Annotated in this window: 25 protein-coding genes; 9 read left to right on the plus strand and 16 right to left on the minus strand. The window is 63.9% G+C overall.

The window, feature by feature from the left end; translation table 11 throughout:
- Positions 1-2: 2 nt before the first annotated feature.
- Together katG and sphantq_RS04625 are read left to right on the plus strand one after the other, a co-directional pair.
- Positions 3-2,216 carry a catalase/peroxidase HPI gene (gene katG / locus sphantq_RS04620; protein WP_272799709.1) on the plus strand — a complete coding sequence of 738 codons (2,214 nt, stop codon included), beginning with the start codon at positions 3-5 and terminating at the stop codon, positions 2,214-2,216.
- A gap of 237 nt (positions 2,217-2,453) precedes the next feature.
- A complete protein-coding gene (locus sphantq_RS04625; protein WP_066603821.1) occupies positions 2,454-2,816 on the plus strand; it encodes a c-type cytochrome in 363 nt (120 codons plus the stop codon).
- A 70-nt stretch (positions 2,817-2,886) separates the two neighbouring features.
- Here the strand turns inward: sphantq_RS04625 and tsf are convergent, their stop codons facing one another.
- A complete protein-coding gene (gene tsf / locus sphantq_RS04630) occupies positions 2,887-3,819 on the minus strand; it encodes a translation elongation factor Ts (RefSeq protein WP_129927528.1) in 933 nt (310 codons plus the stop codon).
- 98 nt (positions 3,820-3,917) lie between these two features.
- Positions 3,918-4,676 (minus strand): 30S ribosomal protein S2, encoded by a 759-nt coding sequence (gene rpsB, locus sphantq_RS04635; RefSeq protein WP_066603831.1) that lies wholly within the window; start codon positions 4,674-4,676, stop codon positions 3,918-3,920.
- A 257-nt stretch (positions 4,677-4,933) separates the two neighbouring features.
- Here rpsB and sphantq_RS04640 point away from each other — a divergent pair, with 257 nt between their 5' ends.
- Positions 4,934-5,155: a hypothetical protein gene (locus tag sphantq_RS04640; RefSeq protein ID WP_066605520.1), complete on the plus strand. Its 222-nt coding sequence runs from the start codon at positions 4,934-4,936 to the stop codon at positions 5,153-5,155.
- A 93-nt stretch (positions 5,156-5,248) separates the two neighbouring features.
- On the opposite strand, the gene sphantq_RS04645 is transcribed toward sphantq_RS04640, so the two are convergent.
- Positions 5,249-5,986, minus strand: a complete 738-nt coding sequence (locus sphantq_RS04645) for a CDP-alcohol phosphatidyltransferase family protein (RefSeq protein ID WP_066605522.1) — start codon at positions 5,984-5,986, stop codon at positions 5,249-5,251.
- A 53-nt stretch (positions 5,987-6,039) separates the two neighbouring features.
- Positions 6,040-6,774 carry a phosphatidylserine decarboxylase gene (locus sphantq_RS04650; RefSeq protein ID WP_066603833.1) on the minus strand — a complete coding sequence of 245 codons (735 nt, stop codon included), beginning with the start codon at positions 6,772-6,774 and terminating at the stop codon, positions 6,040-6,042.
- A 160-nt stretch (positions 6,775-6,934) separates the two neighbouring features.
- On the opposite strand from sphantq_RS04650, the gene sphantq_RS04655 reads away from it, so the two are divergent.
- Both sphantq_RS04655 and sphantq_RS04660 read left to right on the plus strand, forming a co-directional pair.
- On the plus strand, positions 6,935-8,155 hold the full coding sequence (locus sphantq_RS04655) for an NADP-dependent isocitrate dehydrogenase (protein WP_066603835.1): 1,221 nt from the start codon (positions 6,935-6,937) through the stop codon (positions 8,153-8,155).
- A gap of 228 nt (positions 8,156-8,383) precedes the next feature.
- Positions 8,384-9,997, plus strand: coding sequence for a bifunctional GNAT family N-acetyltransferase/carbon-nitrogen hydrolase family protein (locus tag sphantq_RS04660; RefSeq protein WP_272799710.1), 1,614 nt, complete (start codon positions 8,384-8,386; stop codon positions 9,995-9,997).
- 12 nt (positions 9,998-10,009) lie between these two features.
- Here sphantq_RS04660 and sphantq_RS04665 read toward each other — a convergent pair whose 3' ends face one another.
- The 7 genes from sphantq_RS04665 to glmU form a co-directional block, all read right to left on the minus strand.
- Complete coding sequence (locus tag sphantq_RS04665; protein ID WP_129927527.1) at positions 10,010-10,360, minus strand: toxin-antitoxin system HicB family antitoxin; 351 nt, start codon at positions 10,358-10,360, stop codon at positions 10,010-10,012.
- A complete protein-coding gene (locus sphantq_RS04670) occupies positions 10,353-10,601 on the minus strand; it encodes a type II toxin-antitoxin system HicA family toxin (RefSeq protein ID WP_129927526.1) in 249 nt (82 codons plus the stop codon). Before sphantq_RS04670 ends, sphantq_RS04665 begins: the two co-directional genes overlap by 8 nt.
- A gap of 45 nt (positions 10,602-10,646) precedes the next feature.
- Entirely contained in the window at positions 10,647-12,470 is a 1,824-nt protein-coding gene (gene glmS, locus sphantq_RS04675) for a glutamine--fructose-6-phosphate transaminase (isomerizing) (RefSeq protein ID WP_066603849.1), read from the minus strand.
- A gap of 15 nt (positions 12,471-12,485) precedes the next feature.
- A complete protein-coding gene (locus sphantq_RS04680) occupies positions 12,486-12,866 on the minus strand; it encodes a PIN domain-containing protein (RefSeq protein WP_272799711.1) in 381 nt (126 codons plus the stop codon).
- Positions 12,863-13,237: a ribbon-helix-helix domain-containing protein gene (locus tag sphantq_RS04685; RefSeq protein ID WP_082679071.1), complete on the minus strand. Its 375-nt coding sequence runs from the start codon at positions 13,235-13,237 to the stop codon at positions 12,863-12,865. Before sphantq_RS04685 ends, sphantq_RS04680 begins: the two co-directional genes overlap by 4 nt.
- Before the next feature lie 30 nt (positions 13,238-13,267).
- A complete protein-coding gene (locus sphantq_RS04690) occupies positions 13,268-14,158 on the minus strand; it encodes a metallophosphoesterase (protein WP_272799712.1) in 891 nt (296 codons plus the stop codon).
- A 96-nt stretch (positions 14,159-14,254) separates the two neighbouring features.
- Positions 14,255-15,550: a bifunctional UDP-N-acetylglucosamine diphosphorylase/glucosamine-1-phosphate N-acetyltransferase GlmU gene (glmU, locus tag sphantq_RS04695; protein ID WP_272800181.1), complete on the minus strand. Its 1,296-nt coding sequence runs from the start codon at positions 15,548-15,550 to the stop codon at positions 14,255-14,257.
- 175 nt (positions 15,551-15,725) lie between these two features.
- On the opposite strand from glmU, the gene sphantq_RS04700 reads away from it, so the two are divergent.
- Both sphantq_RS04700 and sphantq_RS04705 read left to right on the plus strand, forming a co-directional pair.
- Positions 15,726-16,394 (plus strand): HAD family hydrolase, encoded by a 669-nt coding sequence (locus tag sphantq_RS04700; protein ID WP_272800182.1) that lies wholly within the window; start codon positions 15,726-15,728, stop codon positions 16,392-16,394.
- Positions 16,395-16,404: 10 nt separating this feature from the next.
- The gene (locus sphantq_RS04705; RefSeq protein WP_066603877.1) at positions 16,405-17,166 is read left to right on the plus strand and encodes an enoyl-CoA hydratase/isomerase family protein; all 762 of its coding nucleotides are present in this window, start codon (positions 16,405-16,407) and stop codon (positions 17,164-17,166) included.
- A 71-nt stretch (positions 17,167-17,237) separates the two neighbouring features.
- On the opposite strand, the gene sphantq_RS04710 is transcribed toward sphantq_RS04705, so the two are convergent.
- The 4 genes from sphantq_RS04710 to sphantq_RS04725 all read right to left on the minus strand — a co-directional run bounded on the left by sphantq_RS04710 (position 17,238) and on the right by sphantq_RS04725 (position 20,243).
- Positions 17,238-17,597: a UrcA family protein gene (locus sphantq_RS04710; protein WP_066603884.1), complete on the minus strand. Its 360-nt coding sequence runs from the start codon at positions 17,595-17,597 to the stop codon at positions 17,238-17,240.
- Positions 17,598-18,212: 615 nt separating this feature from the next.
- Entirely contained in the window at positions 18,213-19,028 is an 816-nt protein-coding gene (locus sphantq_RS04715; RefSeq protein ID WP_272799713.1) for a phosphotransferase, read from the minus strand.
- A gap of 82 nt (positions 19,029-19,110) precedes the next feature.
- Complete coding sequence (locus tag sphantq_RS04720) at positions 19,111-19,995, minus strand: restriction endonuclease (protein ID WP_201785496.1); 885 nt, start codon at positions 19,993-19,995, stop codon at positions 19,111-19,113.
- A gap of 44 nt (positions 19,996-20,039) precedes the next feature.
- Entirely contained in the window at positions 20,040-20,243 is a 204-nt protein-coding gene (locus sphantq_RS04725) for a hypothetical protein (protein ID WP_066603892.1), read from the minus strand.
- Positions 20,244-20,404: 161 nt separating this feature from the next.
- Here sphantq_RS04725 and uvrA point away from each other — a divergent pair, with 161 nt between their 5' ends.
- Together uvrA and sphantq_RS04735 are read left to right on the plus strand one after the other, a co-directional pair.
- Positions 20,405-23,326: an excinuclease ABC subunit UvrA gene (gene uvrA / locus sphantq_RS04730; RefSeq protein ID WP_272799714.1), complete on the plus strand. Its 2,922-nt coding sequence runs from the start codon at positions 20,405-20,407 to the stop codon at positions 23,324-23,326.
- On the plus strand, positions 23,323-23,517 hold the full coding sequence (locus sphantq_RS04735; protein WP_272799715.1) for a hypothetical protein: 195 nt from the start codon (positions 23,323-23,325) through the stop codon (positions 23,515-23,517). The genes uvrA and sphantq_RS04735 overlap by 4 nt, the downstream gene beginning before the upstream one ends.
- A gap of 144 nt (positions 23,518-23,661) precedes the next feature.
- Here sphantq_RS04735 and sphantq_RS04740 read toward each other — a convergent pair whose 3' ends face one another.
- Entirely contained in the window at positions 23,662-24,270 is a 609-nt protein-coding gene (locus sphantq_RS04740; RefSeq protein ID WP_272799716.1) for a BRCT domain-containing protein, read from the minus strand.
- Positions 24,271-24,370 lie beyond the last annotated feature (100 nt).

Genomic DNA, 24,370 nt, shown 5'->3' on the forward strand with positions numbered 1-24,370 from the left:
ACATGCGTCGAACATCCACATCCATATTGGCGCTGCTGTGCGCCGCCACTTTGACGCCCGCGCTGGCGCAGGAACCCGCGCTTCCCACCGAACCAGCCGCGACCACGTCACCGCGCTGGTGGCCCAATGTGCTAGACCTGACCGCCCTGCGCCAGCATGAGGCGCAATCCAACCCTTATGGCGCGGACTATGACTATGCCAAGGAATTCGCCTCGCTCGATCTCGACGCTGTAAAGGCCGACATCCGCAGGGTGCTGACCACGTCGCAACCCTGGTGGCCGGCCGACTATGGCCATTATGGCCCCTTCTTCATCCGCATGGCCTGGCACAGCGCGGGCACCTATCGCGTGGGCGACGGGCGTGGCGGGTCCGATGGCGGCGAACAGCGGTTCGAACCGCTCAACAGCTGGCCCGACAATGTCAGCCTGGACAAGGCGCGCCGCCTCGTCTGGCCGATAAAGCAGAAATATGGACGCAAACTCAGCTGGGGCGACCTCATGGTCTTGTCCGGCAATGTCGCGCTGGAGGATATGGGCTTCAAGACCGTTGGCTTTGCGGGCGGTCGCGTCGATGCCTGGCAACCGGACGTCATGTTCTGGGGACCGGAAAAGAAGATGATGGGCACCGACCGCTCCAACCCGGACGGCTCGCTCAAACGGTCGCTGGCCGCCACCACCATGGGCCTCATCTATGTCAATCCCGAAGGACCGGGCGGCAATCATGATCCCATCGGCGCCGCGGCCGACATCCGCCGCGCCTTCGGCCAGATGGCGATGGATGACGAAGAAACCCTCGCCCTGATCGCGGGTGGCCACACCTTTGGCAAGGCCCATGGCGCGCGCAAGCCCGAAGACTGTCTCGGCAAGGAACCCGCGGCGCTCGGCGTCGAAAATCAGGGGCTGGGCTGGCACAATAAATGCGGCAAGGGCCATGCGGAAGACACGCTGACATCCGGCCTGGAAGGCGCCTGGTCGGCCACGCCGACACTGTTCACCACCCAATATATCGATAATCTGCTGAACTTCGACTGGGTCAAGACCAAAAGCCCGGCCGGCGCGACCCAGTGGATTCCAACCGATCCCAACGCCGCCGCCCTGGTGCCCGACGCGCATCTCAAGGACAAGCGCCACGCGCCGATCATGTTCACCACGGACATCGCGCTCAAGGAAGACCCCGGCTTCCGCAAGGTGCTGGAAAGCTGGCAGAAGAATCCCGACCTGTTCGGCAAGGCTTTCGCCCGCGCCTGGTTCAAGCTGACCCATCGCGATCTGGGGCCGCAGGCGCGCTATCTGGGTAAGGACGTCCCCACCGAAACCTATAGCTGGCAGGACCCGCTGCCCAAATCCACAATCGCGCCGATCGGCGATGCGGACCAGGCAAAGCTCAAGGCGATGGTGCTGGCGTCGGGCCTGACGACGCCTGAATTGGTGCGGACCGCCTGGGCCTCGGCCGCGACCTTCCGCAGCACCGACATGCGCGGTGGCGCGAACGGCGCCCGTCTCCGCCTCGATCCGCAACGCAATTGGGCGGTCAACAACCCGGCGGAACTGGCCAAGGTGCTCACCAAACTAACGGCGGTGCAAAAGGACTTCGCCAAGTCGGGCCGGCAGGTGTCGATGGCCGACCTCATCATCCTGTCGGGCAATGCCGCGATCGAACAAGCGGCAGCCCGCGCGGGCCATCAGGTGCGCGTGCCCTTCACCCCCGGCCGGGTCGATGCGGCGCAGGCCCAGACCGATGTCGCCTCCTTCGCCTATCTCGAACCCAAGGCGGACGGCTTCCGCAACTTCTACACGCCAAAGGCGGAAGTGGGACCGGCTGAAGCGCTGGTGGACAAGGCGGATGCCCTCAATCTGACCGTGCCGGAAATGACCGTGCTGGTGGGCGGGATGCGCGCGCTGGGCGCCAATGCGGGCGCCTCGAACGCGGGTATCTTCACCAGCCGCCCCGGCACGCTCAGCAACGACTTCTTCGTCAACTTGCTGTCGATGGACACGGTGTGGGAGAAGTCGGCGGCGAACCTGGCCCTGTATGAGGGCAAGGATCGCGCAACGGGCGCGGCCCGCTGGACGGCGACCCCTGTCGACCTGGTCTTCGGGTCGAACTCCGAACTGCGCGCCGTGGCCGAAGTCTACGCCTCCAGCGACGCCCAGCAGAAGTTCGTCGACGATTTTGTCGCCGCCTGGGTCAAGGTGATGAACGCAGACCACTTCTAGAGTATGACGCCTTTAGTCCGTTCGTTCTGAGTAGCCATTGAGCGAAGTCGACATGGCGTATCGAAGGATCGCGCGCTGCGCATAATGCCTCGATACGGGTCTTCGGCAAGCTCAACCCCTAATCAGCACGAACCGGATGGATCACCTCATTATCATCACGCTCTAAGCCTCTGGCGGGGCGGCGGCCGGGCCTGTGGTCCGACCGCCGCCCGCACCTTCTATCACGGATTCCCGACCATGATGCTTCGCTATCCCGGCGCCCTCGCCCTTTGCATCGTCCTGCTTGGCGTCACGCAGCCGACTTTCGCCCAGCCGCCTGCCGATTTCGCTATCTGCGCCGCCTGCCATGCGACGCAGCCGGACAAATCCAGCTTCGGTCCCAATCTGCGCGGCGTCATGGGACGCAAGGCGGCCTCGCTGCCCGGCTACGCCTATAGCGACGCGCTGAAAGCGTCGGGCGTCACCTGGAACGCCCGGACGCTCGACACATGGCTCACCGGCCCGCAGGCGATGGTCAAGGGCACTCGAATGCCCTTTGCCGGGCTGCCCGATCCCGCCCGGCGGCAACGGCTGATCGCCTATCTCGCCACCCTGCGATAATCCGGCCCATCAACAAAAAAAGGGCGCCCCGCAGGACGCCCCTTCCTTTGACCTATGGTCTGTCTCGCGATCAGACGCCGGCGGCCGCCGCGACTTCCGCTGCGAAATCGCTGACTTCCTTCTCGATGCCTTCGCCGAGCTGGAAGCGCACGTAGCTCTTGAGCGCGATCGACTTGCCGGCTTCCTTGGCGGCTGCGGCGATCACGTCCTGCACCGGGGTCTTGCCGTCCATCACGAACGCCTGCGTCAGCAGCGCGCTGTCCTTGCGGAACTTCTCGACCGGGCCGTTGATGATCTTGGCGGCGATCTCTTCGGACTTGCCGGCGATCTTGTCGGCATTTTTTTCACGCGCGATCGCGGCTTCGCGTTCGATGATCGCCGGATCGATGTCGTCGGCCGACAGGGCCAGCGGGAACGCGGCGGCGATGTGCATGGCCAACTGCTTGCCCAGCGGCTCCAGCACATCGGCAGGCGCATCGCCTTCCAGCGCGACCAGCACGCCGATCTTGCCCAGGCCCGGCGCCGCGGCGTTGTGGACATAGGAGACGACGACGCCCTGGCTCACTTCGACCTGCGCGACGCGGCGGACATTCTGGTTCTCGCCGATGGTGGCGATGTTGGCGACCAGCTTTTCAGCGACGGTGCCGCCCGACGGATAGGCTGCGGCGGCCAGCGCTTCGGCATCGGTCGCGCCGTTTTCCAGCGCGATCGCCGACACGGTGCGCACGAAATCCTGGAACTGGTCGTTCTTGGCGACGAAGTCGGTTTCGCTGTTCACTTCGACGGCGACGCCCTTGGTGCCCGAAACGGCGACGCCGACCAGGCCTTCGGCGGCAGTGCGGCTCGACTTCTTCTGCGCGGCGGCCAGGCCCTTGGCGCGCAGCCAGTCGGTCGCCGCTTCGATGTCGCCACCGGCTTCGGTCAGCGCCTTCTTGCAATCCATCATGCCCGCGCCCGAACGGTCGCGCAGTTCCTTGACGGCGGCAGCGGTAATCTCGGCCATGTTTCGGCTCCTAAAGTTCGATGTTTCAAATATGCGGGAGGGCGCGTCTCCACAAAGAGCGCGCCCTACCCTGTCATTCTTGCAGTCGTGCGACGCGCTTAGGCTTCAGCGACGACTTCTTCGGCCATCGGCTCGTCCATGGCGCCCATGTCCACGCCCGAAGCCTGCTGCGCGCCACGGTTGCCCTTGGTGGCGGCGGCGGCGATGGCGTCGCAATAGAGGCGGATGGCGCGGCTGGCGTCATCGTTGGCGGGCACCGGGAAGGCGATGCCGTCGGGCGAGACGTTCGAATCGAGGATCGCAACGACCGGGATACCCAGCGTGTTGGCTTCCTTGATCGCCAGTTCTTCCTTGTTCGCGTCGATCACGAACATGACATCGGGGATGCCGTTCATGTCGCGGATGCCGCCCAGCGACATTTCCAGCTTCTCGCGCTCGCGAGTCATCTGGAGCACTTCCTTCTTGGTGAAGCCGTGGGTATCGCCCGACAGCTTTTCCTCAAGGGTCTTGAGACGCTTGATCGAACCCGAAATCGTCTTCCAGTTGGTGAGCATCCCGCCCAGCCAGCGATGGTTGACGAAATGCTGGCCCGACTTGCGCGCGGCGTCTGCGATCGGATCCTGCGCCTGGCGCTTGGTGCCCACGAACAGCACCTTGCCGCCGGCGGCGACGGTGCCCGATACGAAGTCGAGCGCGCGGCCGAACAGCGGAACGGTCTGCGACAGGTCAAGGATGTGGATGCCGTTGCGCTCGCCGAAGATATACGGCTTCATGCGCGGGTTCCAGCGATGGGTCTGGTGGCCGAAATGGGCGCCAGCCTCGATCAATTGGTGCATGGTGACGACAGGGGCCGCCATAATAGTTTCTCCTTCCGGTTTGACCTCTGGGAATCAGGAACACGGGGAACAGCCTGAAAGGCGTCTCCGGCACCGGATATGTCGATTCCCATGTGGAATGGTCGCGCCTTTAGACGCGGAAAAAAGCAATTGCAAGGGTTGACGACGCCCCGCAAATGGAACATAAGAAGAACATACGGAACAAATAGGGTTAACGCCCGTTAGAACCGTCATAATGGGACATGCCGTGCAAATGGCAAGATGGAAAGTGATGGATGATGTTCACTCTAATTGCAGCGACCCTGTTCTCCGCCGCCTTCCTTCTGGCCATGGGCACCATCATGTGGATGTTCGCCCATTATCATGACAAGATGGTGGCCGCGCTCCAGTTCGAGCCAATCCCTCATAATCCGCCGGTCTATCATCTGCGCATCCGCCGCCCCCGCGCCGCGCAGCCGACACGCCGAACCGCGCTGCCGCTTGGCGCCATGGCCGCCTGAATAGCCGGACGCATTTCCAGGCACATCCCAAATGCGTTCGGATGAGCCTGTCGAAACCTCTTTCTGCTGCAAGACGCGGTGCCTCGCCACATTTCATGCTGTCGGCGGGACGGCCTTGGCGCTCTCCCGCTGCCGCTTCACCTTGGCATAGGATATGATCCCGAACGGGATCAGCGCGACATAGACGCCGCAGACCAGCAGCAAGGTTAGCCAGGGATCGGTCACCAGCAGCGCCGCCAGCAATCCGGCAAAGGCGATGACCTCCAGCCGGATGCGTTTGCGCAGCCGCAGCGCCGACCAGCTATAGGTCGCGATGTTGGAGATCATCAGGAAGGCGATGAACGCCGCCCAGGGTGCGACCAGATACCAGGCGCGGAAAATTTCCTGCCCCGTCACCAGCCACAGATAAAGCGGCACGAAGGCCAGCCCCGCTCCCGCCGGCGCCGGCACCCCGGTCAGGAAGCCCGCCGACTTGTGCGGCTGCTCGTCCGCATCGATGGCGGCATTGAACCGCGCCAGCCGCAACGCGCAGGACAGCGCATGGGCCAAAGCGAAGATCCAGCCGAATTTCGGCATGGCATAGAGCGACCAGAGATAGAGGATCAGCGCCGGCGCAACGCCGAACGCGATCGAATCGGACAGCGAATCCAGTTCCGCGCCAAACCGGCTCTCGCCGCGCAACATGCGCGCGATCCGCCCATCCAACCCGTCGAGCACGCCTGCAAACAGGATGGACAGCACCGCCCGCTCCCACTCGCCCGAAATCCCGTAGCGCACCCCTGTCAGGCCGAAGCACAGCGCCATCGCCGTGACCGCATTGGGCGCCAGCATCCGCAAGGTGATGCCCCGGCGCAACCCGCGCGGCACGGCGCGCCGCTGGCGGCTCATTGCTGGATGCCTGCAATAACGCGCGCGTCGCCCATCTGACCCAGGATCGTCTCGCCCGCGACCGTGCGCTGGCCCAGGATCACGCGCGGCGCCGCGCCGGCGGGCAGATACACATCGACCCGGCTGCCAAAGCGGATAAGGCCGATGCGCTGCCCCGCCGCGACCATGTCGCCGGGCTTCACGAACGGCACGATCCGCCGCGCGACCAGTCCCGCAATCTGGGTGAAGCCGATGCGCACGCCGTCATGCCGTTCGACCAATATATGCTGGCGCTCATTATCTTCGCTCGCCTTGTCGAGGTCCGCGTTCAGGAACTTGCCCGAAATATAGACGACAGACTTGATCGTCCCGCCAATGGGCGTGCGATTGATATGGACGTCGAACACGCTCATGAAGATCGACACGCGGATCATCGGCTGGTCGCCCAGCCCGTTAGGCCCCGCCATTTCGCGCGGCGGCGGCACCCGCTGGATCAACGTCACAAGGCCATCGGCAGGCGCGATGATCGCTCCTTCGTCCTGCGGCACGGCGCGGACGGGATCGCGGAAGAAGGCGAAGACCCAGATCGTCACGATCAGCATCAGCCAGCCGACAATCTCCCATCCCAGCAGGAACAGGACGCCGGTGATCGCGACCGCGATCAGGCCGAATTTCATGCCCTCCGGGTGGACCGAAGGAAAGCGCCATTTGACATTGCCGCCCGCGGCAATCGTAATCTCATCATTGTCCATGGCCACCGTCTTTAGGGAGAGAGCGTCCCCCTGACAACGACCGATCCCGGCCAAGGCTCCCCATGGGGCAGATTCATGGCCGCCAATGGTTGAACATTGCCGCCGCTTTGCCTAGGGCGTCCCCATATTCCACCCAGCAGCAAGAAGGCGAACAGGCGCTATGGCCAAGATCAAGGTGAAAAACCCCGTCGTTGAAATTGACGGCGACGAAATGACCCGGATCATCTGGGAATGGATTCGCGAGCGCCTGATCCTCCCCTATCTCGACATCGACCTGAAATATTACGACCTGTCCGTCCAGAAGCGTGACGAAACCAACGACCAGATCACGATCGATTCCGCCAACGCGATCAAGCAATATGGCGTCGGCGTGAAGTGCGCCACCATCACCCCCGACGAGCAGCGGGTCGAGGAATTCAACCTCAAATCGATGTGGAAGTCGCCCAACGGCACCATCCGCAACATCCTGGGCGGCGTCGTATTCCGCGAACCCATTGTCATCCGCAACGTCCCCCGCTTGGTCCCCGGCTGGACCGACCCGATCGTCGTGGGCCGCCATGCGTTCGGCGACCAGTATAAGGCGACCGACTTCCTGGTCCCCGGCCCCGGCAAGCTGCGCCTGGTGTGGGACGGCGAAGATGGTCAGAAGATCGACAAGGAAGTCTTCGATTTCCCGTCCGCCGGCGTCGCCATGGGCATGTATAATCTCGACCAGTCGATCATCGATTTCGCCAAGGCGAGCATGAACTATGCGCTCGACCGCAAATGGCCGCTCTATCTGTCGACCAAGAACACGATCCTCAAGGCCTATGACGGCCGCTTCAAGGATCTGTTCCAGCAGGTGTTCGACGAAGAATTCGCCGACCAGTTCAAGGCGGCGGGCATCGTCTACGAACATCGCCTGATCGACGACATGGTCGCCTCCGCGCTCAAGTGGAGCGGCAAGTTCGTCTGGGCCTGCAAGAATTATGACGGCGACGTCCAGTCGGACACCGTCGCGCAGGGCTTCGGCTCGCTCGGCCTGATGACCTCGGTCCTGCTCTCGCCCGACGGCAAGACGGTCGAAGCGGAAGCCGCCCACGGCACCGTTACCCGCCACTATCGTCAGCACCAGCAGGGGAAGGCGACCTCGACCAACCCGATTGCCTCGATCTTCGCCTGGACGCAGGGCCTCGCCTTCCGCGGCAAGTTCGACGGCACGCCCGAAGTCACCAAATTCGCCGAAACCCTGGAACGCGTCTGCATCAAGACCGTCGAAGACGGCGCGATGACCAAGGATCTGGCGCTGCTGATCGGCCCGGACCAGGCCTGGATGACCACGGAACAGTTCTTCGAACAGATCCGCGTCAATCTGGAAAAGGAAATGGGTAGCTGGGCCTAAAAGCCGGGAACTGATCCGCCTCTCCGCGGTTCAGTACGGAAACGGAACGAGGCGGCGCCGGACACCCGGCGCCGCCTTTTTCTTTGGCGACTCATTCACCAAAGCCGTTCGTCCTGAGGTGCCACTGAGCGAAGTCGAAGTGGCGTATCGAAGGACATTCGCGCAAACGACCCGTCGATACGAGTCATCGATAATCTCAGTCCCTATCGGGGCGAACGGAGGCAAGCCATGACGACAGCAACCCGCAAACGCCTGGAGGTCCGCACGGCCGTCCCGACCGACGTGCGCGCGATCATTCGGCTGATCGCCCGCGTCTATCCGGGAATGCCCAATTATTCCCCCGCCACCGTCCGGGGCCAGATCAACAATTTCCCCGACGGCTGTTTCGTCGCGCTCTACGACAATAAGGTCGTGGGCTATTGCGCAACCATGCGCGTCAGCAAGGGCATGGCCTTTGCCCATCATGACTGGGAAGAGATCACCGCCAACGGCTTCGGCACCCGCCACAGCGCGGCGGGCGAATGGCTCTACGGCTATGAAATGGCGGTCGATCCCAAACTGCGCGGCCTGCGCATCGGCCAGCGCCTCTATGACGAGCGCAAGGAACTGGCCGAACATCTCGACCTGCACGGCATCGTCATCGCCGGCCGCATGCCCGGCTATCTGCGCACCAAGCGCAAGGTGGAGGGGCCGAAGGATTATCTGGACAAGGTCGTCCAGGGCAAGATCCGCGACCAGGTCGTCAGCTTCCAGCTCAAGAACCAGTTCGAACCGCTCGGCGTCCTCGAAAACTATCTGCCCGAAGACAAGCAGTCGGACGGCCATGCCGCCCATCTGGTCTGGCGCAATCCCTATGTCGACCCCGACGAAGCGCCCGAAATGCGCGTGCCGCGCGGGGTCGAAAGCGTCCGCCTCGCCACCTGCCAGCTTCAGGCGCGCGCGGTGCAGGATTTCGACGAATTTATCCGCAACATCGAATATTTCGTCGACGTCGCGGCCGATTATCGCTCCGACTTCATCGTCTTTCCCGAACTCTTCACCCTGCCGCTGCTCTCGTTCGAAACCAAAAAGCTCAACCCGATGGAGGCGATCGACAAGCTCACCGGCTACACCCCGCGCCTGACGAAGGAACTGACGCGGATGGCGCTGGAATATAATATCAACATCATCGGCGGCTCCCACCCGACCCGCGCCGACGATGGCGACATCCAGAATATCGCCTATGTCGCGCTGCGCGACGGATCGGTCCATACCCAGGAAAAAATCCACCCGACCCCGAACGAAGCCTTCTGGTGGAACATCAAGGGCGGCGATTCGCTGGACGTGCTCCAGACCGACTGCGGCCCGATCGGCGTCCTCATCTGCTACGACAGCGAATTTCCCGAACTCGCCCGCCGCCTGGTCGATCAGGGCGCGCGCATCATCTTCGTCCCCTTCTGCACCGACTCGCGCCTGGGCTATATGCGCGTGCGCTATTGCGCGCAGGCGCGTGCGATCGAGAACCAATGCTATGTCGTCATGTCCGGCAATGTCGGCAATCTGCCGAACGTCGATAATATGGACATCCAATATGCCCAAAGCGCCATCCTGACCCCCTGCGACCTGCCCTTCGCCCGCGATGGCATCGCGGCGGAATCAACGGAAAATGTGGAAACACTCACCATGGCGGACGTCAACCTGGCTGACCTCAGCTGGGCGCGCGCCGAAGGCACCGTCCGCAACCTGCGCGACCGTCGCTTCGACCTTTATCATATCGAATGGGACAGCAACCCCGACCACAGCCACGCCCCCAGCGGCGGCCCCGTGCCAGCCGGCGGGCATAATTCGCCGGGCGGCGGGTGAGGGCCTGGCGGCTTACCCCGCCCGGCCGATACTCTCGGCCAGCACATTGGCGACATAGGCGTTCAACGAAACGCCCTCACGCGCCGCCACGAATTTCAGCTTTTCATGCAGCGATCGTGGCACGCGCTGCCGCCATTGGCCCAGCGCGGCCGGGCCGGGAACCTGACGCCCCAGCGCCTCTGCTGCGGCGTGCCATTCGGCAATCGCCGCCGCCGCATCCGCCAGCGCAGCCTCCGGCGTCTCGCCATCACCCATGCAACCGGGCAGCGCTGGAACGGTCGCCAGCCAGCCGCCGCCATCCGCATCCGACAATGGTTCGACCATGATCGCATAATCGGCCTGCTGCGCCTTTGCTTTAGTCATGCTTTCCATCCTTCACAAATGCCATCAGCTTACGAATATAGACCGGTTTGATCGGGCGCTTGGCCGGAATGGTCAGGATCGTATCACTGCCCGGCACCGCCACTTTCCAATGCGACCCACCTCCTGTCGGCGGCAGGCACGTCCAACCCAGTCGCGCGCACAGCGTCTGAATATCCGATACCGTCCAATCCCCGGCGGGATTGTGCGCCATCCGGTCCACCAGCTTGTCCGCCTTGGTCATTTATGATGATACCGCATATGGTGTCATATTACAAGAATAGTCGGTTTACTCCACCGTCACCGACTTCGCCAGATTGCGCGGCTGATCCACATCCGTCCCCTTCGCCACCGCCACATGATAGGCCAGCAACTGCACCGGCACCGCATAGACCAGCGGCGCGATCAGCGGATGCACCTTGGGCATCTCGATCGTCGCCATGCAGCCATCGCCCGCCGCCGCGATCCCTTCCGCGTCGGAAATCAGCACCACCTTGCCGCCGCGCGCCTGCACTTCCTGCATATTGCTGACGGTCTTCTCGAACAAAGGCCCGCTCGGCGCGATCACGATCACCGGCACCAGTTCGTCGATCAGCGCGATCGGCCCATGCTTCATCTCGCCCGCGGCATAGCCCTCGGCATGGATATAGCTGATTTCCTTGAGCTTCAGCGCCCCTTCCAGTGCCATCGGATAATCCGGCCCGCGCCCCAGATACAGCACGTCGCGCGCTGGCGCGATCAGGTGCGCCATCGCCTCGATCTGCCCGTCGCGGCTCAGCGCCTCGTTGAGCGCGGCCGGCGCTTCCGACAAATGCCAGACGATCTCGGCCTCTTCTTCCGTCGTCAGCTTCCCCTTGGCCCGCGCCAGATTGGCCGCCAGCGCCGCCAGCACCGCCAACTGGCACGTAAACGCCTTGGTCGACGCCACGCCGATTTCCGGCCCGGCATGGGTCGGCAGCAACAGGTCCGCTTCCCGCGCCATCGAACTGGTCGGCACATTCACCACCACCGCGATGATCTGCCCCTCCGCCTTGGCGTGGCGCAACGCCGCCAGCGTATCGGCCGTCTCGCCCGACTGGCTGATGAACAGCGCCAGCCCGCCCGCCTCCAGCACCGGGTCGCGATAGCGAAACTCGCTCGCCACATCGATGTCGACCGGCACGCGGGCGAATTTCTCGAACCAATATTTCGCCACCAGCCCGGCATAATAGCTCGTGCCGCATGCGACGATGGTGATCCGCTTCACCGCGCCCAGGTCGAACTCCATGTCCGGCATGGCGATCTCATTCTCCATCCGGCGCAGATAGGAGCGCAGCGTCTGGGCGACGACCACCGGCTGCTCGTAAATCTCCTTCTGCATGAAGTGGCGATGATTGCCCTTGTCGATCATCGCGCCGGACACGCCGGAAATCGTCACCGGCCGCTCGACCGGCTGGTTGTCCTTGTCGAAGATTTCGGCCCCGTCGGCGGTAATGACGACCCAGTCGCCCTCTTCCAGATAGGCGATGCGCTGCGTCAGCGGCGCCAGCGCCAGCGCGTCCGACCCCAGATAGGTTTCCCCATCGCCATAGCCCACGACCAAAGGCGACCCCAGCCGCGCCCCGATCAGCATGTCGGGATGGCTGCGGAACGCGATCGCCAGCGCGAACGCGCCATGCAGCCGTGGCAATATCTGCGCTACCGCCTCTCGCGGCGACGCGCCCTGCTCCACCAGTTCGCTCACCAGATGGGCGACGACCTCGGTATCGGTCTGGCTGTCGAAATGCCGCCCCCGCGCCATCAATTCCGCGCGCAGCGGCTTGAAATTCTCGATGATGCCATTGTGGACCAGCGCCACTTCGCTGGTCGCATGGGGATGCGCGTTGCTGGTGGTCGGCGCGCCATGCGTCGCCCAGCGCGTATGCGCGATGCCGGTGGTGCCGGGCAGCGGCTCGTCGCGCAATTCGCGCACCAAATTCGCCAACTTGCCCTCGGCCCGCCGCCGCTCGATCGCGCCGTCATGGATGGTGGCCACCCCCGCGCTGTCATAGCCGCGATATTCCAGCCGCTTCAAACCGTCGACCAGCCGTTCCGCCACGTCGTCCTTGCCGATGATGCCGATGATGCCGCACATGTGCCGGAAAGCCTTTCAGAGTGTATAGGGAACGCGGATGCCCGGCATCTCTGCCGGGAAATCCTTTGTATTTCGTGTCACCAGCACGCGGCCGCGCAATTGCGCCGTGGCCAGGATGATGGCGTCTGGCGACTTGAGCCGTGCCCGTTCACGGCGCAACGCCGCCGCCCGACGCGATATCTCGTCATCGATTTCGTCTAGGCCGAACTGCCCCAGAAACATCAACACGTCGCGGACAGCCGATTCATTGCCTTTCGACAATATCTCTATCCACGCCATGCGACTGATCCACATGCGCGCGCCGCTGTCCGCTATGCGGAAAATTTCGCGATGCGCCAGCTCATGATTCAATAAGGCGTCGATGACGATATTGGCATCGAGACTATAGCCGCTCATGCGCCATTCTTCTTGCCCTTTTCTGGCGCCTTCGTCCCGGCCGCCTTTTTCGTCAGCGCCAGATAATGCGCCCGCTCCTTGTCATCCTCTTGCGTGAAATATTCGGGCGACGCGGCGCGAACTTCATCATAATCATCATCCCACGGGCGGGTCCATTCCGCCCGCCGCGCCCGATCATATTCATCGGGATCGACCGACACCCCATGCCGCGCCCACGCGCCGAAACCCTGCTCCAGCCAATCTTTCGATGTTTGCGGACGGTAGGCGGAAACCGCCTCCCGCAACACCGCCGCGCGCGACTTGCCCTGCTCGCGCGCGATCTGGTCGAGCCATTTGACATCTTCGTCGGGAATATCGGCCAGGAAACGCATGATGCCATGATATCATATCATGATATCAAGTCAATCGCCTCGCAGGGGCTTGATAGTCACCAGCCAGATATCAGGCGGCGCCAGCATCCGCACCGGCGCGCTGCTCGTCCCCACCCCGCCCGACACGATCATCGTCCGCTTGCCCTCGCGATATCGGCCGCACGCATAGCGCGTCCCATATTTCGACGGTACATAGACGATGCCGAAAAACGGCAGGGCAATCTGCCCGCAATGGCTATGGCCGACAAGCGTCAGCGACACCCGGTCGGGCAGTCGCGGGAACACGTCCGGCCCATGCGACAATATCACCGGCGCGCCGCCCACCCGATCCATCGCCGCCAGCGTGCCGGGCATGTCGATCTTGCGGGTGTAAATATCCTTCAACCCGCCGATCGCCAAAGGCCCGCGCCGCGCCGCGCCATCCTGCAACAGAGTGACGCCGATCCCCGCAAACGCCGCCCGCCAGTCCGGCCCGCTCAACGCCCGGCGATTCAACTTGCTGCGGCTGTCATGATTGCCCAGCACCGCCACCACGCCCAACGGCGCGCGCAACCCCGCAAAGGGCGCAATGCTCGCCCGCGCATCATAGCTGCCCCACCCCTTGTCATCGCCGATATAATCGCCGCCCAGCAGGATCAGGTCGGGCTTCAACCCATTGATCTGCGCCACGATCCGCGCCAGCCGATCCCGGCTGCCGTCCGGCCCCGACAAATGCGTGTCGGTCAGCAGCGCGACGGTGACGGGCGTGCGCGGCGCGGCGGCGGGAAAGGGCAACGCCACCTCCGCCCGCCGCACGATCGGCATGGCGCTGGCGTTCAGGAACAGCCAAAAAGCGAAAATGGCGATACCAAGTGAAAGGACGAGCAGAATGATGAGCAGGGCGCGAAGGCGATGCCGCGCCGTAACGCCAGCCGCCCTCACCCTTTCCACCGCCTGCGGCGGCAGGCCCCTTCCCTCTCCCGACGGGAGAGGGAAAGAGGCGCGAATGCGCCGATAAGGGTGAAGGTGAAGCGCCGCTTATGCTTTTGCATTCTTCCGCGCCATCATCCGCTCCCGAAAGCGCTTGGCCCATCCCGCCTTGCCGACCTGCGCGGGCCGCACCAGGCACAGCGCATCGGCCTCCACCGGCTTCGTCACCACGCTGCCGGCCGCTACGATCGCGCCCGCGCCGATGGTCGCCGGGGCCACCAGCGCGCTGTTGGACCCGATGAACGCTCCCGCGCCGATCTGCGTCTTATATTTGAAGAAGCCGTCATAATTGCAGGTGATCGTACCCGCCCCGATATTGGCGCCCGCCCCCACGCTGGCGTCGCCGATATAGGACAGGTGGTTGACCTTCGCCCCCTCGTCCAGCCGCGCCTTCTTGATCTCGACGAAATTGCCGACCTTGGCGTTGGGGCCGATATCCGCCCCCGGCCGCAACCGCGCATAGGGGCCGATCGCCGCGCCGCTTGCCACGCTCGCGCCTTCCAGATGGGAAAAGGCGTGGATCACGACATCGTCCGCCACGGTCACGCCCGGCCCGAACACGACATTCGGCTCCACCACCACGTCCCGGCCCAGCACGGTATCATGGGCGAAGAACACCGTTTCCGGCGCCACCAGCGTCACGCCATCGCGCATCGCCTCGTTCCGCCGCCGCGCCTGCCACATCGCCTCCACGCCCGCCAGTTCGATCCGGCTGTTCACGCCCGCCACTTCCCAGGCGTCAGTCTCGATCACCGCGCTTGTCCCACCGGGCAGCATGACGATGTCGGGCAGATAATATTCGCCCGCGGCATTCTGGTTGCCGATCTGGTCGAGCAGCACGAACAGGTCGGTCGATCGCACCGCCATCAACCCGCTATTGCACAAGGTAACGGCGCGTTCGGCTTCGCTTGCATCCTTAAATTCCACCATCTTCTCGATGATGCCCTGCCCATCGGCGATGATCCGGCCGTATGCGGCGGCGTCATCGGGGCGAAAGCCCAGCACGACAGCGCGCGGCTCGTCGCCCCGGCTCAGCCGATCGAGCATCGCGCGCATCGTGCCCGCGCTCACCAGCGGCACGTCGCCATAAAGGATCAGCACGTCGCCCGCGAATCCCGCCAGCGCATCATGCGCCTGGGCGACGGCATGGCCCGTGCCCAGTTGCTGCGCCTGCACCGCGACGATCGCGCCGGTGCCGGCCACCGCCTGCTCGACCTGTTCGCGCCCCGCGCCGACCACCACGACCTGCCGCTGTGGCGACAATGCGCCCGCGCTCGCCAGCAGGTGCAGCAGCATCGGCCGCCCGGCCACGGGGTGCAACACCTTGTGCAGGCTGGATTTCATCCGCGTCCCCTGCCCCGCGGCAAGGATGATGACGGCGAGCGGGCGCGAAGACGAGTCGGGTACAGTCACGATGAAAGCGTCCCTGGCAGGAGGAGGAATCTTGCCGCTCTCTGCCATGTTTGCCTTGCCATTGCCACCGCGCACGCGGCATGGCGGCGGCATGACCAGCCCCCCCATCGATCCCATCCCCTTCGACATCGTCGGCTTCGACCTCGACGGCACCCTGATCGACACCAGCGGCGATCTCGCCGCCGCGGTCAATTACGCCATCGGCACGATCGACCGCCCGCCCTTTCCGGCCGCCGCGATCCACCCCTTTGTGGGCAAGGGCGCAAAGGTTATGCTGGCCAGGGCGCTAGACGCATCGGGCGGCTACACCGCGGACATGCTAGATGCCCTCCTGCCGATCCTGCTCGACTATTATGAGCAGAATCTCGCCATCCACTCGGCCCCCTATCCCGGCCTGCTGGACGCGATGGATGCGCTGGCGGAGGCCGGCGTCACGCTCGCCATCTGCACCAACAAGGCGGAACGCTTCACCATCCCGCTGATGCGCCAGCTCGGCCTGTCGGACCGCTTCGCCGCGATCGTGGGCGGCGATACGGTCGGCGTCGCCAAGCCCGACCCGGCCCCGATCCGCGAAATGATCGCCCGCGCGGGCGGCGGCCGCGCCATCTTCATCGGCGACACGATCAACGACATAGCGGGCGCACGCAATGCCGGCATCGCCAATGTCGCGGTCGGCTTCGGCTTCCTCGACGGCCCTGTAGACAATCTCGACGCCGACGCCGTCATCCACCATTATGACGAACTGGTCCCTCTGCTCCGGCGCTGGCCGGCATGACGCGCCTGTCATGACCCTGCGCCTGGAGCATGACGGTCCCGTCGCCCGGCTGCTGATCGATCGGCCCGACCGTCGCAACGCCATGACCCAGGCGATGTGGGAAGCCCTACCCGCCCTCGTCGGCCAGGCGATGGCCGATGACGCCATCCGCGTCCTCATCCTCGCCTCCGCCGCCCCCGGCCTCTTCTGCGCTGGCGCGGACATCAACGAATTTGCGACCTGCTCTGCGCAAGAAGACTGGCGCGTCGCCAACCAGGCCGCGATCCGCGCCAGCCAATATGCCCTCGCCCATGCGCCAAAGCCCGTGATCGCCGCGATCGACGGCGATGGCGTCGGCGGCGGCTGCGGCCTCGCCATCGCCTGCGACCTGCGCATCGCAGCGCCCACAGCCCGCCTCGGCATTACGCCAGCGAAACTCGGCATCGTCTATTCGCTGTTCGACACCAAATTGCTGGTCGACCTGGTCGGCCCCGCCCGCGCGAAGCGCATCCTCTACACCGGCGCGCTCCACAGCGCCGACGAAGCCCTGTCCATCGGCCTGATCGAGGAGATCGCGCCCGATCCGCTCGCCGCGGCGCAAGCCCTCGCACGCACCATCGCCGCCAACGCCCGGCACAGCGTCCAGTCCTCCAAGGCGATCGTCCGCCGCATCCTCGACGGACAAGCGGACGACGACGCGACGACGCTGGCGCTGTTCCGCGACGCCTTCACCCTGCCCGACTTCGCCGAAGGCGTCGCCGCCTTCCGCGCCAAGCGCCGCCCGGATTTCTGAATCGCTTTTACCGTCGCCCAACGCAAAAAGGCCCGGCGCGAACCGGGCCTTCTGCATGGCGGGCGGGACGATCAGTTGCCCACGACCGGCCGCATCTCCTTGCCCGCATCCGCCCCACCCGCATCGGCATAACGCTCGCCGGTTTCAGCGCGGGCGATGGCGGCGCTGACGGGGGCCTGGACCTGCGCCACCGCCTTGACCTTGCACGCTTGCGCGGCGGCCAGGTCCATCGAGGAGCACACGCGGCTGGCGGCGCGGGCGATACGGCTGCGGAGCTGCTGCTGGTGCGCCGGCTGGGTCAGGTCCAGGTCGCCATGATAGACGGCGCTGGTGCGGCCATTGGAGACGAAGTCTTCGGCGGATGCGGCGCCGGCGCTGGCCAGCAGGGCAAGGGACGCAACGGCGGCGGCGAATTTGGGTGCTACGAACATGGGCTTATCTCCTCAAAATCTGTTGTGACCGGCGCACCGCTGCAAAGGGGGGCTGTGCGGGGCGCCGGGTGCGAACGGGGGGAGCCAGAGGGTCTTTTTGGGGTCGGCATCCTGCCCCGTTCGCCTCATCTTGTTACCCTTGCCGCGTGCGCCGCGCCCGCCCGCTTCGACCGATGGCGATCCGCATCGGCCAACGACAGGATCGGCGACCAAGGACAGAGGAAAGCGGACGAACGGCGCGACGAACGACATCCGCGCCCATGCGAACGACATGCGCGCGCCATATTGCCGTAAGGGAAAGACGAATCGCCCAGCCGCCAGCGCCAGACGCGAAAACGCCCCCGGCGCAAGGGAAGGCCGGGGGCGTATCCAGATGCTGTCGGGCACCGGATCGGGGATAAAGCTATATGGCGGAGACGACGCCATCGGCGCTGAACCGTCGCTTAACGGGGCTGATGGCGCCGCGCTCTGCCGATGCCCCACCATAGCAGGTGAACGCGCCCGATCTGCCCCGCTTCGATGATCCGCCCATGCGCAGCGCCCGGCGGCATCCGCGCCGGACCAACGGCCCTCAGCGCGCCACGAACGACATGGCGGGCCTCGCCAAGCCAGCATTCACTGGTCGATCGCGGGCAATCCTGCGGCGGCCAGCGCCTCGTCCAGATAGAGCGCAAAGGCGTCGTTTCGCGCCGGCAGCCGCTGCCGCAACCAGGCCAGCGCCACCAGCGGTCGCCACGCCGCCAGCGCCTCCGGCTCCATGTCCGTCACCGCCCGATAGCGGCTGATATACTGGGCCGCCGCCTGATCCCGTATCTTTTCCTCCCACCATCCCCCCGTCTGGCCGGGACCAAAGCGCATCAGCATCTCGGTCCGCACCACGTCCGTCGGCGCTGCGGCGCGCGCCGCCCGCGACCAGTCGATCACCGCCAGTCCGTCGGGCGTCACGATCAGATTGGCCGGGTGCAGATCGCCATGGGACAGCGCGTCTCCCTCGATCAGTTGGTCCAGCCGCTCGATCGCGGCGGCGCGCAGCCTCTCGCCCACTGGCGCCACCTCGATATCCTCGGCCAATATCGCCTTGCGGCTGCGCAGCATCGGCAAGCGCTGCGCCTGGATATGCTGCTGCAACCGCGCCATCTGCGCCAGCGCCCAGCGCCAACGCCACGGTTTCTGGCGCAAATGGACCAGCAGGTCCGCCCCCGCCATCTCGCCATAGACGATCCCGCGCCGACCGCCCGCTTCCTTCAACCCCAGCGCCGGCGCCACCGGCAAGTCAGTCGCCTGGATCGCCTGCATCATCGCATATTCGCGCTCGACAATGCCGGGGTCGATACCCGCATGAAACAGCTTGAGCACTCGCCCCCCGTCCAGCCGGAACACCTCGGCGCTCTGCCCGGCGGCGATGAAATGGGACGGATCGGGCAGGCTCATGGGCGCAACCTCTGCCCTAGCGCGGCCGGATTGGCCAGTGGGTTTGCGGTGGACGGGAACGCGTCAGGCCGCCTTGCGCGTTTCAAATTTCCGCAAAAAAGTCACTGACGATATCGACTTCCTCATGGATCACCTGCCGCACCCGCACGCCCAGCCCCCGCTCTTTCAGCAACTGGCACAGCGCTTCCCCATCGATCAGGTCGATGGCCGGCGCGCCGTCGCGTGTAGCCTCCTTGCGCGCATCGGTGGTGAAAGTGCCGGTGGTGATGATCAACCCCTTATCCGCCCGCCCCTGCATCGCCCCGCGAAAATCGCGTACAGTGGGGGAAGACACCGATCCGGCATAGCGCTTGCACTGGAACAGCACCTGAAAACTGATGAGGTTCATGCGCAGCACGCCCGCCCCGTCAATGCCGCCATCGCCCGACTTGCCCGTCACCTCGACCCGCACGAAACCGCTTTCGCGCAGCAACCGCTGCGTAAGCCGTTCGAACGCGTCAGGCGGCATGGTGCGAAGCACTTTCAGCAGCGCATCGGACCATTCTGCCTCTTCTTCCTCGGTTGGCTGATCATGCAGGATGATTTCTTCGTTTCGGGTCGGCGTCGCTGCGTCATCGCCCATGGCCGCCGCCTCTTTGGCCTTCCGGCGCGCGGCCAGTGCAATTTGATGCACATTATAGGCATCGGCCACCATCCGCCGAACCTTCTCGTCTGGCATCGACACGGCTTGCCGCCCGTCGTCGGTCAACACCCACATGCCGCGCTTGGGATTATCGACCAACCCCGGATATTTAAGGTAACTGCGCGCCCACGACATGCGGTCGGGCACCACTGCCGCGCCGGAGGTCGGATAGGTCACGTCCATCTGCTGCGGCGTCATCCCCAGCATCTCGATCAGCGCTTCCTCTATCTCCTCGTTCGTCGCCGATCCGCCATGGCTGTCCAGCACCTTAAGTATGGGCAGCATGAAATCTTCGTGACGGGGGATGGAAAGAGGTGAAGTTTGATCGGTCATAACAAACGCCCCTGCTTGCCGGTATCCGCAAACGCTTTGATCTGCGCGTCGGACTGGCCACCGCTTGGCGACTTGAACAGGATATTATAATGAACTTGGGAATGGAACGGAGGGTCCGGGCAGACGAGATCGATGCCTTCACTGGCCACATACGCGCGTACCACGTCCAGATTATTGCCATAATAGAGTTTGTTGCTCATTGGTCCCCCGCTGCTGCCAACCCTAGTTGCGACCGCCATGCCGTGCCAAGCAAAACTTGCCTTTCCGGCCACCTTCCCCTGCCGCTGCCCAATCCCTATCTTCGCCCGCAAGGGCGCACCAGCGCTTGCCCAATTAGAACAAATCTGGAACAACACGCCCCATGAGCCTCACCCACATCTCCGTCCGCGGCGCGCGCGAACATAATCTCAAGGGCGTCGACGTAGACCTGCCCCGCGACAGCCTCATCGTCATCACCGGCCTGTCCGGCTCCGGCAAATCCAGCCTCGCCTTCGACACCATCTATGCGGAGGGGCAGCGGCGCTATGTGGAATCGCTCTCCGCCTATGCACGCCAGTTTCTGGAGATGATGCAGAAGCCCGATGTCGAGCATATCGAGGGCCTCAGCCCCGCGATCAGCATCGAGCAGAAGACGACTAGCCGCAACCCGCGCTCCACCGTCGCCACGGTCACGGAAATCTACGACTATATGCGCCTTCTCTGGGCGCGCGTCGGCATCCCCTACAGCCCCGCGACCGGCCTCCCCATCAGCGCGCAGACGGTGTCGCAGATGGTGGACCGCGTCGCCCTCCTGCCCGAAGGCACCCGCTTCTACCTGCTCGCCCCGGTCGTACGCGGGCGCAAGGGCGAATATCGCAAGGAACTCGCCGAATGGCAGAAGGCGGGCTACACCCGCGTCCGCATCGACGGCGAAATGATGCTGATCGAGGATGCGCCCGCCCTCGACAAGAAATACAAGCATGACATCGAAGTCGTGGTCGATCGCCTGGCCGTGGAACCCGACATGGGCACGCGGCTGGCCGACAGTTTTGAGCAGGCCCTCAAACTCGCCGATGGCCTCGCCTTCGTGGACTTGGCCGACGGCGTCGTGCCGGGCCGCGAAAACGAAGTACAGTCCGCCGACAAGAAGATGAAGGGCGCGGGCATCCCCGCCAACCGCATCGTCTTCTCCGAAAAATTCGCCTGCCCGGTCAGCGGCTTCACCATCCCCGACATCGAACCGCGCCTATTCTCCTTCAACGCGCCCATGGGCGCCTGCCCGGCCTGCGACGGCCTGGGCGAACGGCAGGAATTCGACCCCGAACTGGTGGTCCCCAACGAAGCGCTCTCGATCAAGAAGGGCGCCGTCGTCCCCTGGGCCAAATCCAACCCGCCCAGCCCCTATTATATGCAGGTGCTCGGCTCCCTCGCCAAGGAATTCGGCTTCTCGCTCGACACCCCCTGGACCGACCTGCCCGGCGAGGTGAAGCTCATCATCCTTCACGGCACCGGCGGCAAGCCCGTCACCTTGCGCTTCATCGACGGCAAGAAGAGCTATGAGGTCAAGAAGGCGTTCGAGGGCGTCATCGGCAACCTCAACCGTCGCCTGCTCCAGACCGAAAGCGCCTGGATGCGCGAGGAACTGAGCAAGTACCAGACCGCCATGCCCTGCGAAACCTGCCACGGCGCCCGCCTGAAACCCGAAGCGCTGGCCGTCAAGATCGCGGGCGAGGATATTTCCGTCTCCACCCGCCGCTCGGTGGTGGACGCGCTCGCCTTCTTCACCACCCTGCCCGATCATCTGAACGACCAGCAGCAGCAGATCGCCCGCGCCATCCTCAAGGAAATCGTCGAGCGCCTCGGCTTCCTCAACAATGTCGGCCTCGATTACCTCAACCTCGACCGCACCAGCGGCACCCTGTCCGGCGGAGAATCCCAGCGCATCCGCCTCGCCAGCCAGATCGGCAGCGGCCTGTCGGGCGTCCTCTACGTCCTCGACGAACCCTCGATCGGCCTGCACCAGCGCGACAATGACCGGCTGCTCGTTACCCTCAAACGCCTGCGCGACCTCGGCAACAGCGTCATCGTCGTGGAGCATGACGAGGATGCGATCCGCCACGCCGACTATATCGTGGACATGGGTCCGGGCGCAGGCGTCCATGGCGGCCAGATCGTGGCGCAGGGCACGCTGGCCGAAATCCTGGCGCACAAGGACAGCGTCACCGCGGACTATCTCAACGGCACCCGCCGCATCGAAGTCCCCGCCAAGCGCCGCAAGGGCTCAGGCAAGAAACTCACCGTCCACAACGCCCGCGCCAACAACCTGACCGGCGTCACCGCGTCGATCCCGCTCGGCACCTTCACCTGCATCACCGGCGTCAGCGGATCAGGCAAGTCCAGCTTCACCATAGATACCCTCTATGCGGCATCGGCCCGCGCCCTCAACGGCGCCCGCATCGTCGCCGGCCCGCATGACAAGATCACCGGCCTCGACCATTGCGACAAGGTGATCGACATCGACCAGTCGCCCATCGGCCGCACCCCGCGGTCCAACCCGGCCACCTATACCGGCGCCTTCACCAACATCCGCGACTGGTTCGCGGGCCTGCCCGAAAGCCAGGCGCGGGGCTACAAGCCCGGCCGCTTCAGCTTCAACGTCAAGGGCGGCCGCTGCGAAGCCTGCCAGGGCGACGGCGTGCTCAAGATCGAGATGCACTTCCTCCCCGACGTCTATGTCACCTGCGGCGTCTGCCACGGCGCGCGCTACAATCGCGAGACGCTGGAGGTGAAGTTCAAGGGGATGAGCATCGCCGACATACTCGACATGACGGTCGAGGATGCGGTCGAATTTTTCAAGGCCGTGCCCCCGATCCGCGACAAGATGGCGATGCTCGCCGAAGTGGGCCTGGGCTATGTCAAGGTCGGCCAGCAGGCCACGACCCTGTCCGGCGGCGAAGCCCAGCGCGTCAAACTCGCCAAGGAACTGTCGCGTCGCGCCACCGGCAACACCCTCTATATCCTGGACGAACCCACGACGGGCCTGCATTTCGAGGATGTCCGCAAACTGCTCGAAGTCCTTCACGCGCTGGTCGACCAGGGCAACAGCGTGGTCGTGATCGAGCATAATCTGGACGTCATCAAGACCGCCGATTACATAATCGATCTCGGTCCCGAGGGTGGGGTAAAAGGGGGAGAGATCGTTGCTGTCGGCACGCCAGAACAGGTCGTCAAGGAACCGCGCAGTTTCACCGGCCATTACCTTGCCCCCCTTTTGGCCCAGCCAAAGACCGAGGCCGCAGAATGACTGGATCCTCGACATTTGATCGCGCCGAGACCGTCCGGGGGACGGTCGAACGCGATCAACCGGAAGGCGGCGTCAAAGGCGGCGAAGTGGTCGCCGAAGGCACGCCGGAGAAGGTAGTGAATGAGGCGCGGTCATTTACGGGGCATTATCTCGCGCCGCTGCTGGGGCTAGAGAGTGTGGCGGCGGAGTGACGATTTGGTAAAGTCAGATTTAGGGTCAGCGACAAGAGGTTCACGTTAAATTGCTTGATCGTCCGTATGATTCGGCCTTTATCAGTATGTTTTTGGAGTACGCGACCGATATTTGAACCAAATTATGCACGATCCGACCCTATGTTATAGATGGCCCGCCCAATGCTCTTCCGACACGATAGAGATCGGCACTCCATCTTCGCGCATATCAACCGCCTTAAGTATCTTGTTCCCGAACGATGAATGCTTCCATGATTCGGTCGCATACATGCCGATCACTAAAACATTCGTCTTTTGCGTCAGGCTCCCCACAGCACCGCCCCTGGCTTCAACCGCCATTTCACAATTCTTTCGTCCACCAAAATTAAATGTACCGGTAAAGCAATACCGATAGCCGGAGAAAGCTAGAACTGGCGCAGGCTTACAAAGTGGCAATGAGGTGGATTTCAGAACCTCACCAAGTTCGAAATCCCGACTCGAAAAGCTGTTCAGCGTATCCAGCAGATCACTGCATTCATCCTCATCAACAACGCCGTCAGCCAAAACCCCGTTGATACGGTTGTATAGTTTGCGAATGAGCGGCTGATCGCTGATCGTCATATTGGCAGCCAGCCACTTCTGCAAAAACTCAACTTCTGCCTGATTGATTTTCCCATCGGCAGCGATGCCACGTGCTAAACCAACCAACTCGTCAATCTGACGCGACGTAATGCGGTCTTGGCCCAGTACATTATGGAGTCGCTCTTCTGACATTGCCGTCTCCCTCACCGCCCATAATTGCGACCAAGGCGTTTTCGGTCAACTTCAGATTTTGGTCCATATTGGAGCCTTATCAGGTCATAGTTGCGTCGAT

This window comes from Sphingobium sp. AntQ-1, from assembly GCF_028538045.1.
In the GTDB taxonomy this organism is placed as follows: domain Bacteria; phylum Pseudomonadota; class Alphaproteobacteria; order Sphingomonadales; family Sphingomonadaceae; genus Sphingobium; species Sphingobium cupriresistens.

Coding starts and splice junctions, on each gene's coding strand:
- katG (WP_272799709.1), top strand. CDS start 3: ATGCGTCGAACATCCACATCCATATTGGCGCTGCTGTGCGCCGCCACT.
- sphantq_RS04625 (WP_066603821.1), top strand. CDS start 2,454: ATGATGCTTCGCTATCCCGGCGCCCTCGCCCTTTGCATCGTCCTGCTT.
- tsf (WP_129927528.1), bottom strand. CDS start 3,819: ATGGCCGAGATTACCGCTGCCGCCGTCAAGGAACTGCGCGACCGTTCG.
- rpsB (WP_066603831.1), bottom strand. CDS start 4,676: ATGGCGGCCCCTGTCGTCACCATGCACCAATTGATCGAGGCTGGCGCC.
- sphantq_RS04640 (WP_066605520.1), top strand. CDS start 4,934: ATGTTCACTCTAATTGCAGCGACCCTGTTCTCCGCCGCCTTCCTTCTG.
- sphantq_RS04645 (WP_066605522.1), bottom strand. CDS start 5,986: ATGCTGGCGCCCAATGCGGTCACGGCGATGGCGCTGTGCTTCGGCCTG.
- sphantq_RS04650 (WP_066603833.1), bottom strand. CDS start 6,774: ATGGACAATGATGAGATTACGATTGCCGCGGGCGGCAATGTCAAATGG.
- sphantq_RS04655 (WP_066603835.1), top strand. CDS start 6,935: ATGGCCAAGATCAAGGTGAAAAACCCCGTCGTTGAAATTGACGGCGAC.
- sphantq_RS04660 (WP_272799710.1), top strand. CDS start 8,384: ATGACGACAGCAACCCGCAAACGCCTGGAGGTCCGCACGGCCGTCCCG.
- sphantq_RS04665 (WP_129927527.1), bottom strand. CDS start 10,360: ATGACTAAAGCAAAGGCGCAGCAGGCCGATTATGCGATCATGGTCGAA.
- sphantq_RS04670 (WP_129927526.1), bottom strand. CDS start 10,601: ATGACCAAGGCGGACAAGCTGGTGGACCGGATGGCGCACAATCCCGCC.
- glmS (WP_066603849.1), bottom strand. CDS start 12,470: ATGTGCGGCATCATCGGCATCATCGGCAAGGACGACGTGGCGGAACGG.
- sphantq_RS04680 (WP_272799711.1), bottom strand. CDS start 12,866: ATGAGCGGCTATAGTCTCGATGCCAATATCGTCATCGACGCCTTATTG.
- sphantq_RS04685 (WP_082679071.1), bottom strand. CDS start 13,237: ATGCGTTTCCTGGCCGATATTCCCGACGAAGATGTCAAATGGCTCGAC.
- glmU (WP_272800181.1), bottom strand. CDS start 15,550: ATGAAATCCAGCCTGCACAAGGTGTTGCACCCCGTGGCCGGGCGGCCG.
- sphantq_RS04705 (WP_066603877.1), top strand. CDS start 16,405: ATGACCCTGCGCCTGGAGCATGACGGTCCCGTCGCCCGGCTGCTGATC.
- sphantq_RS04710 (WP_066603884.1), bottom strand. CDS start 17,597: ATGTTCGTAGCACCCAAATTCGCCGCCGCCGTTGCGTCCCTTGCCCTG.
- sphantq_RS04715 (WP_272799713.1), bottom strand. CDS start 19,028: ATGAGCCTGCCCGATCCGTCCCATTTCATCGCCGCCGGGCAGAGCGCC.
- sphantq_RS04720 (WP_201785496.1), bottom strand. CDS start 19,995: ATGCTGCCCATACTTAAGGTGCTGGACAGCCATGGCGGATCGGCGACG.
- sphantq_RS04725 (WP_066603892.1), bottom strand. CDS start 20,243: ATGAGCAACAAACTCTATTATGGCAATAATCTGGACGTGGTACGCGCG.
- uvrA (WP_272799714.1), top strand. CDS start 20,405: ATGAGCCTCACCCACATCTCCGTCCGCGGCGCGCGCGAACATAATCTC.
- sphantq_RS04735 (WP_272799715.1), top strand. CDS start 23,323: ATGACTGGATCCTCGACATTTGATCGCGCCGAGACCGTCCGGGGGACG.
- sphantq_RS04740 (WP_272799716.1), bottom strand. CDS start 24,270: ATGTCAGAAGAGCGACTCCATAATGTACTGGGCCAAGACCGCATTACG.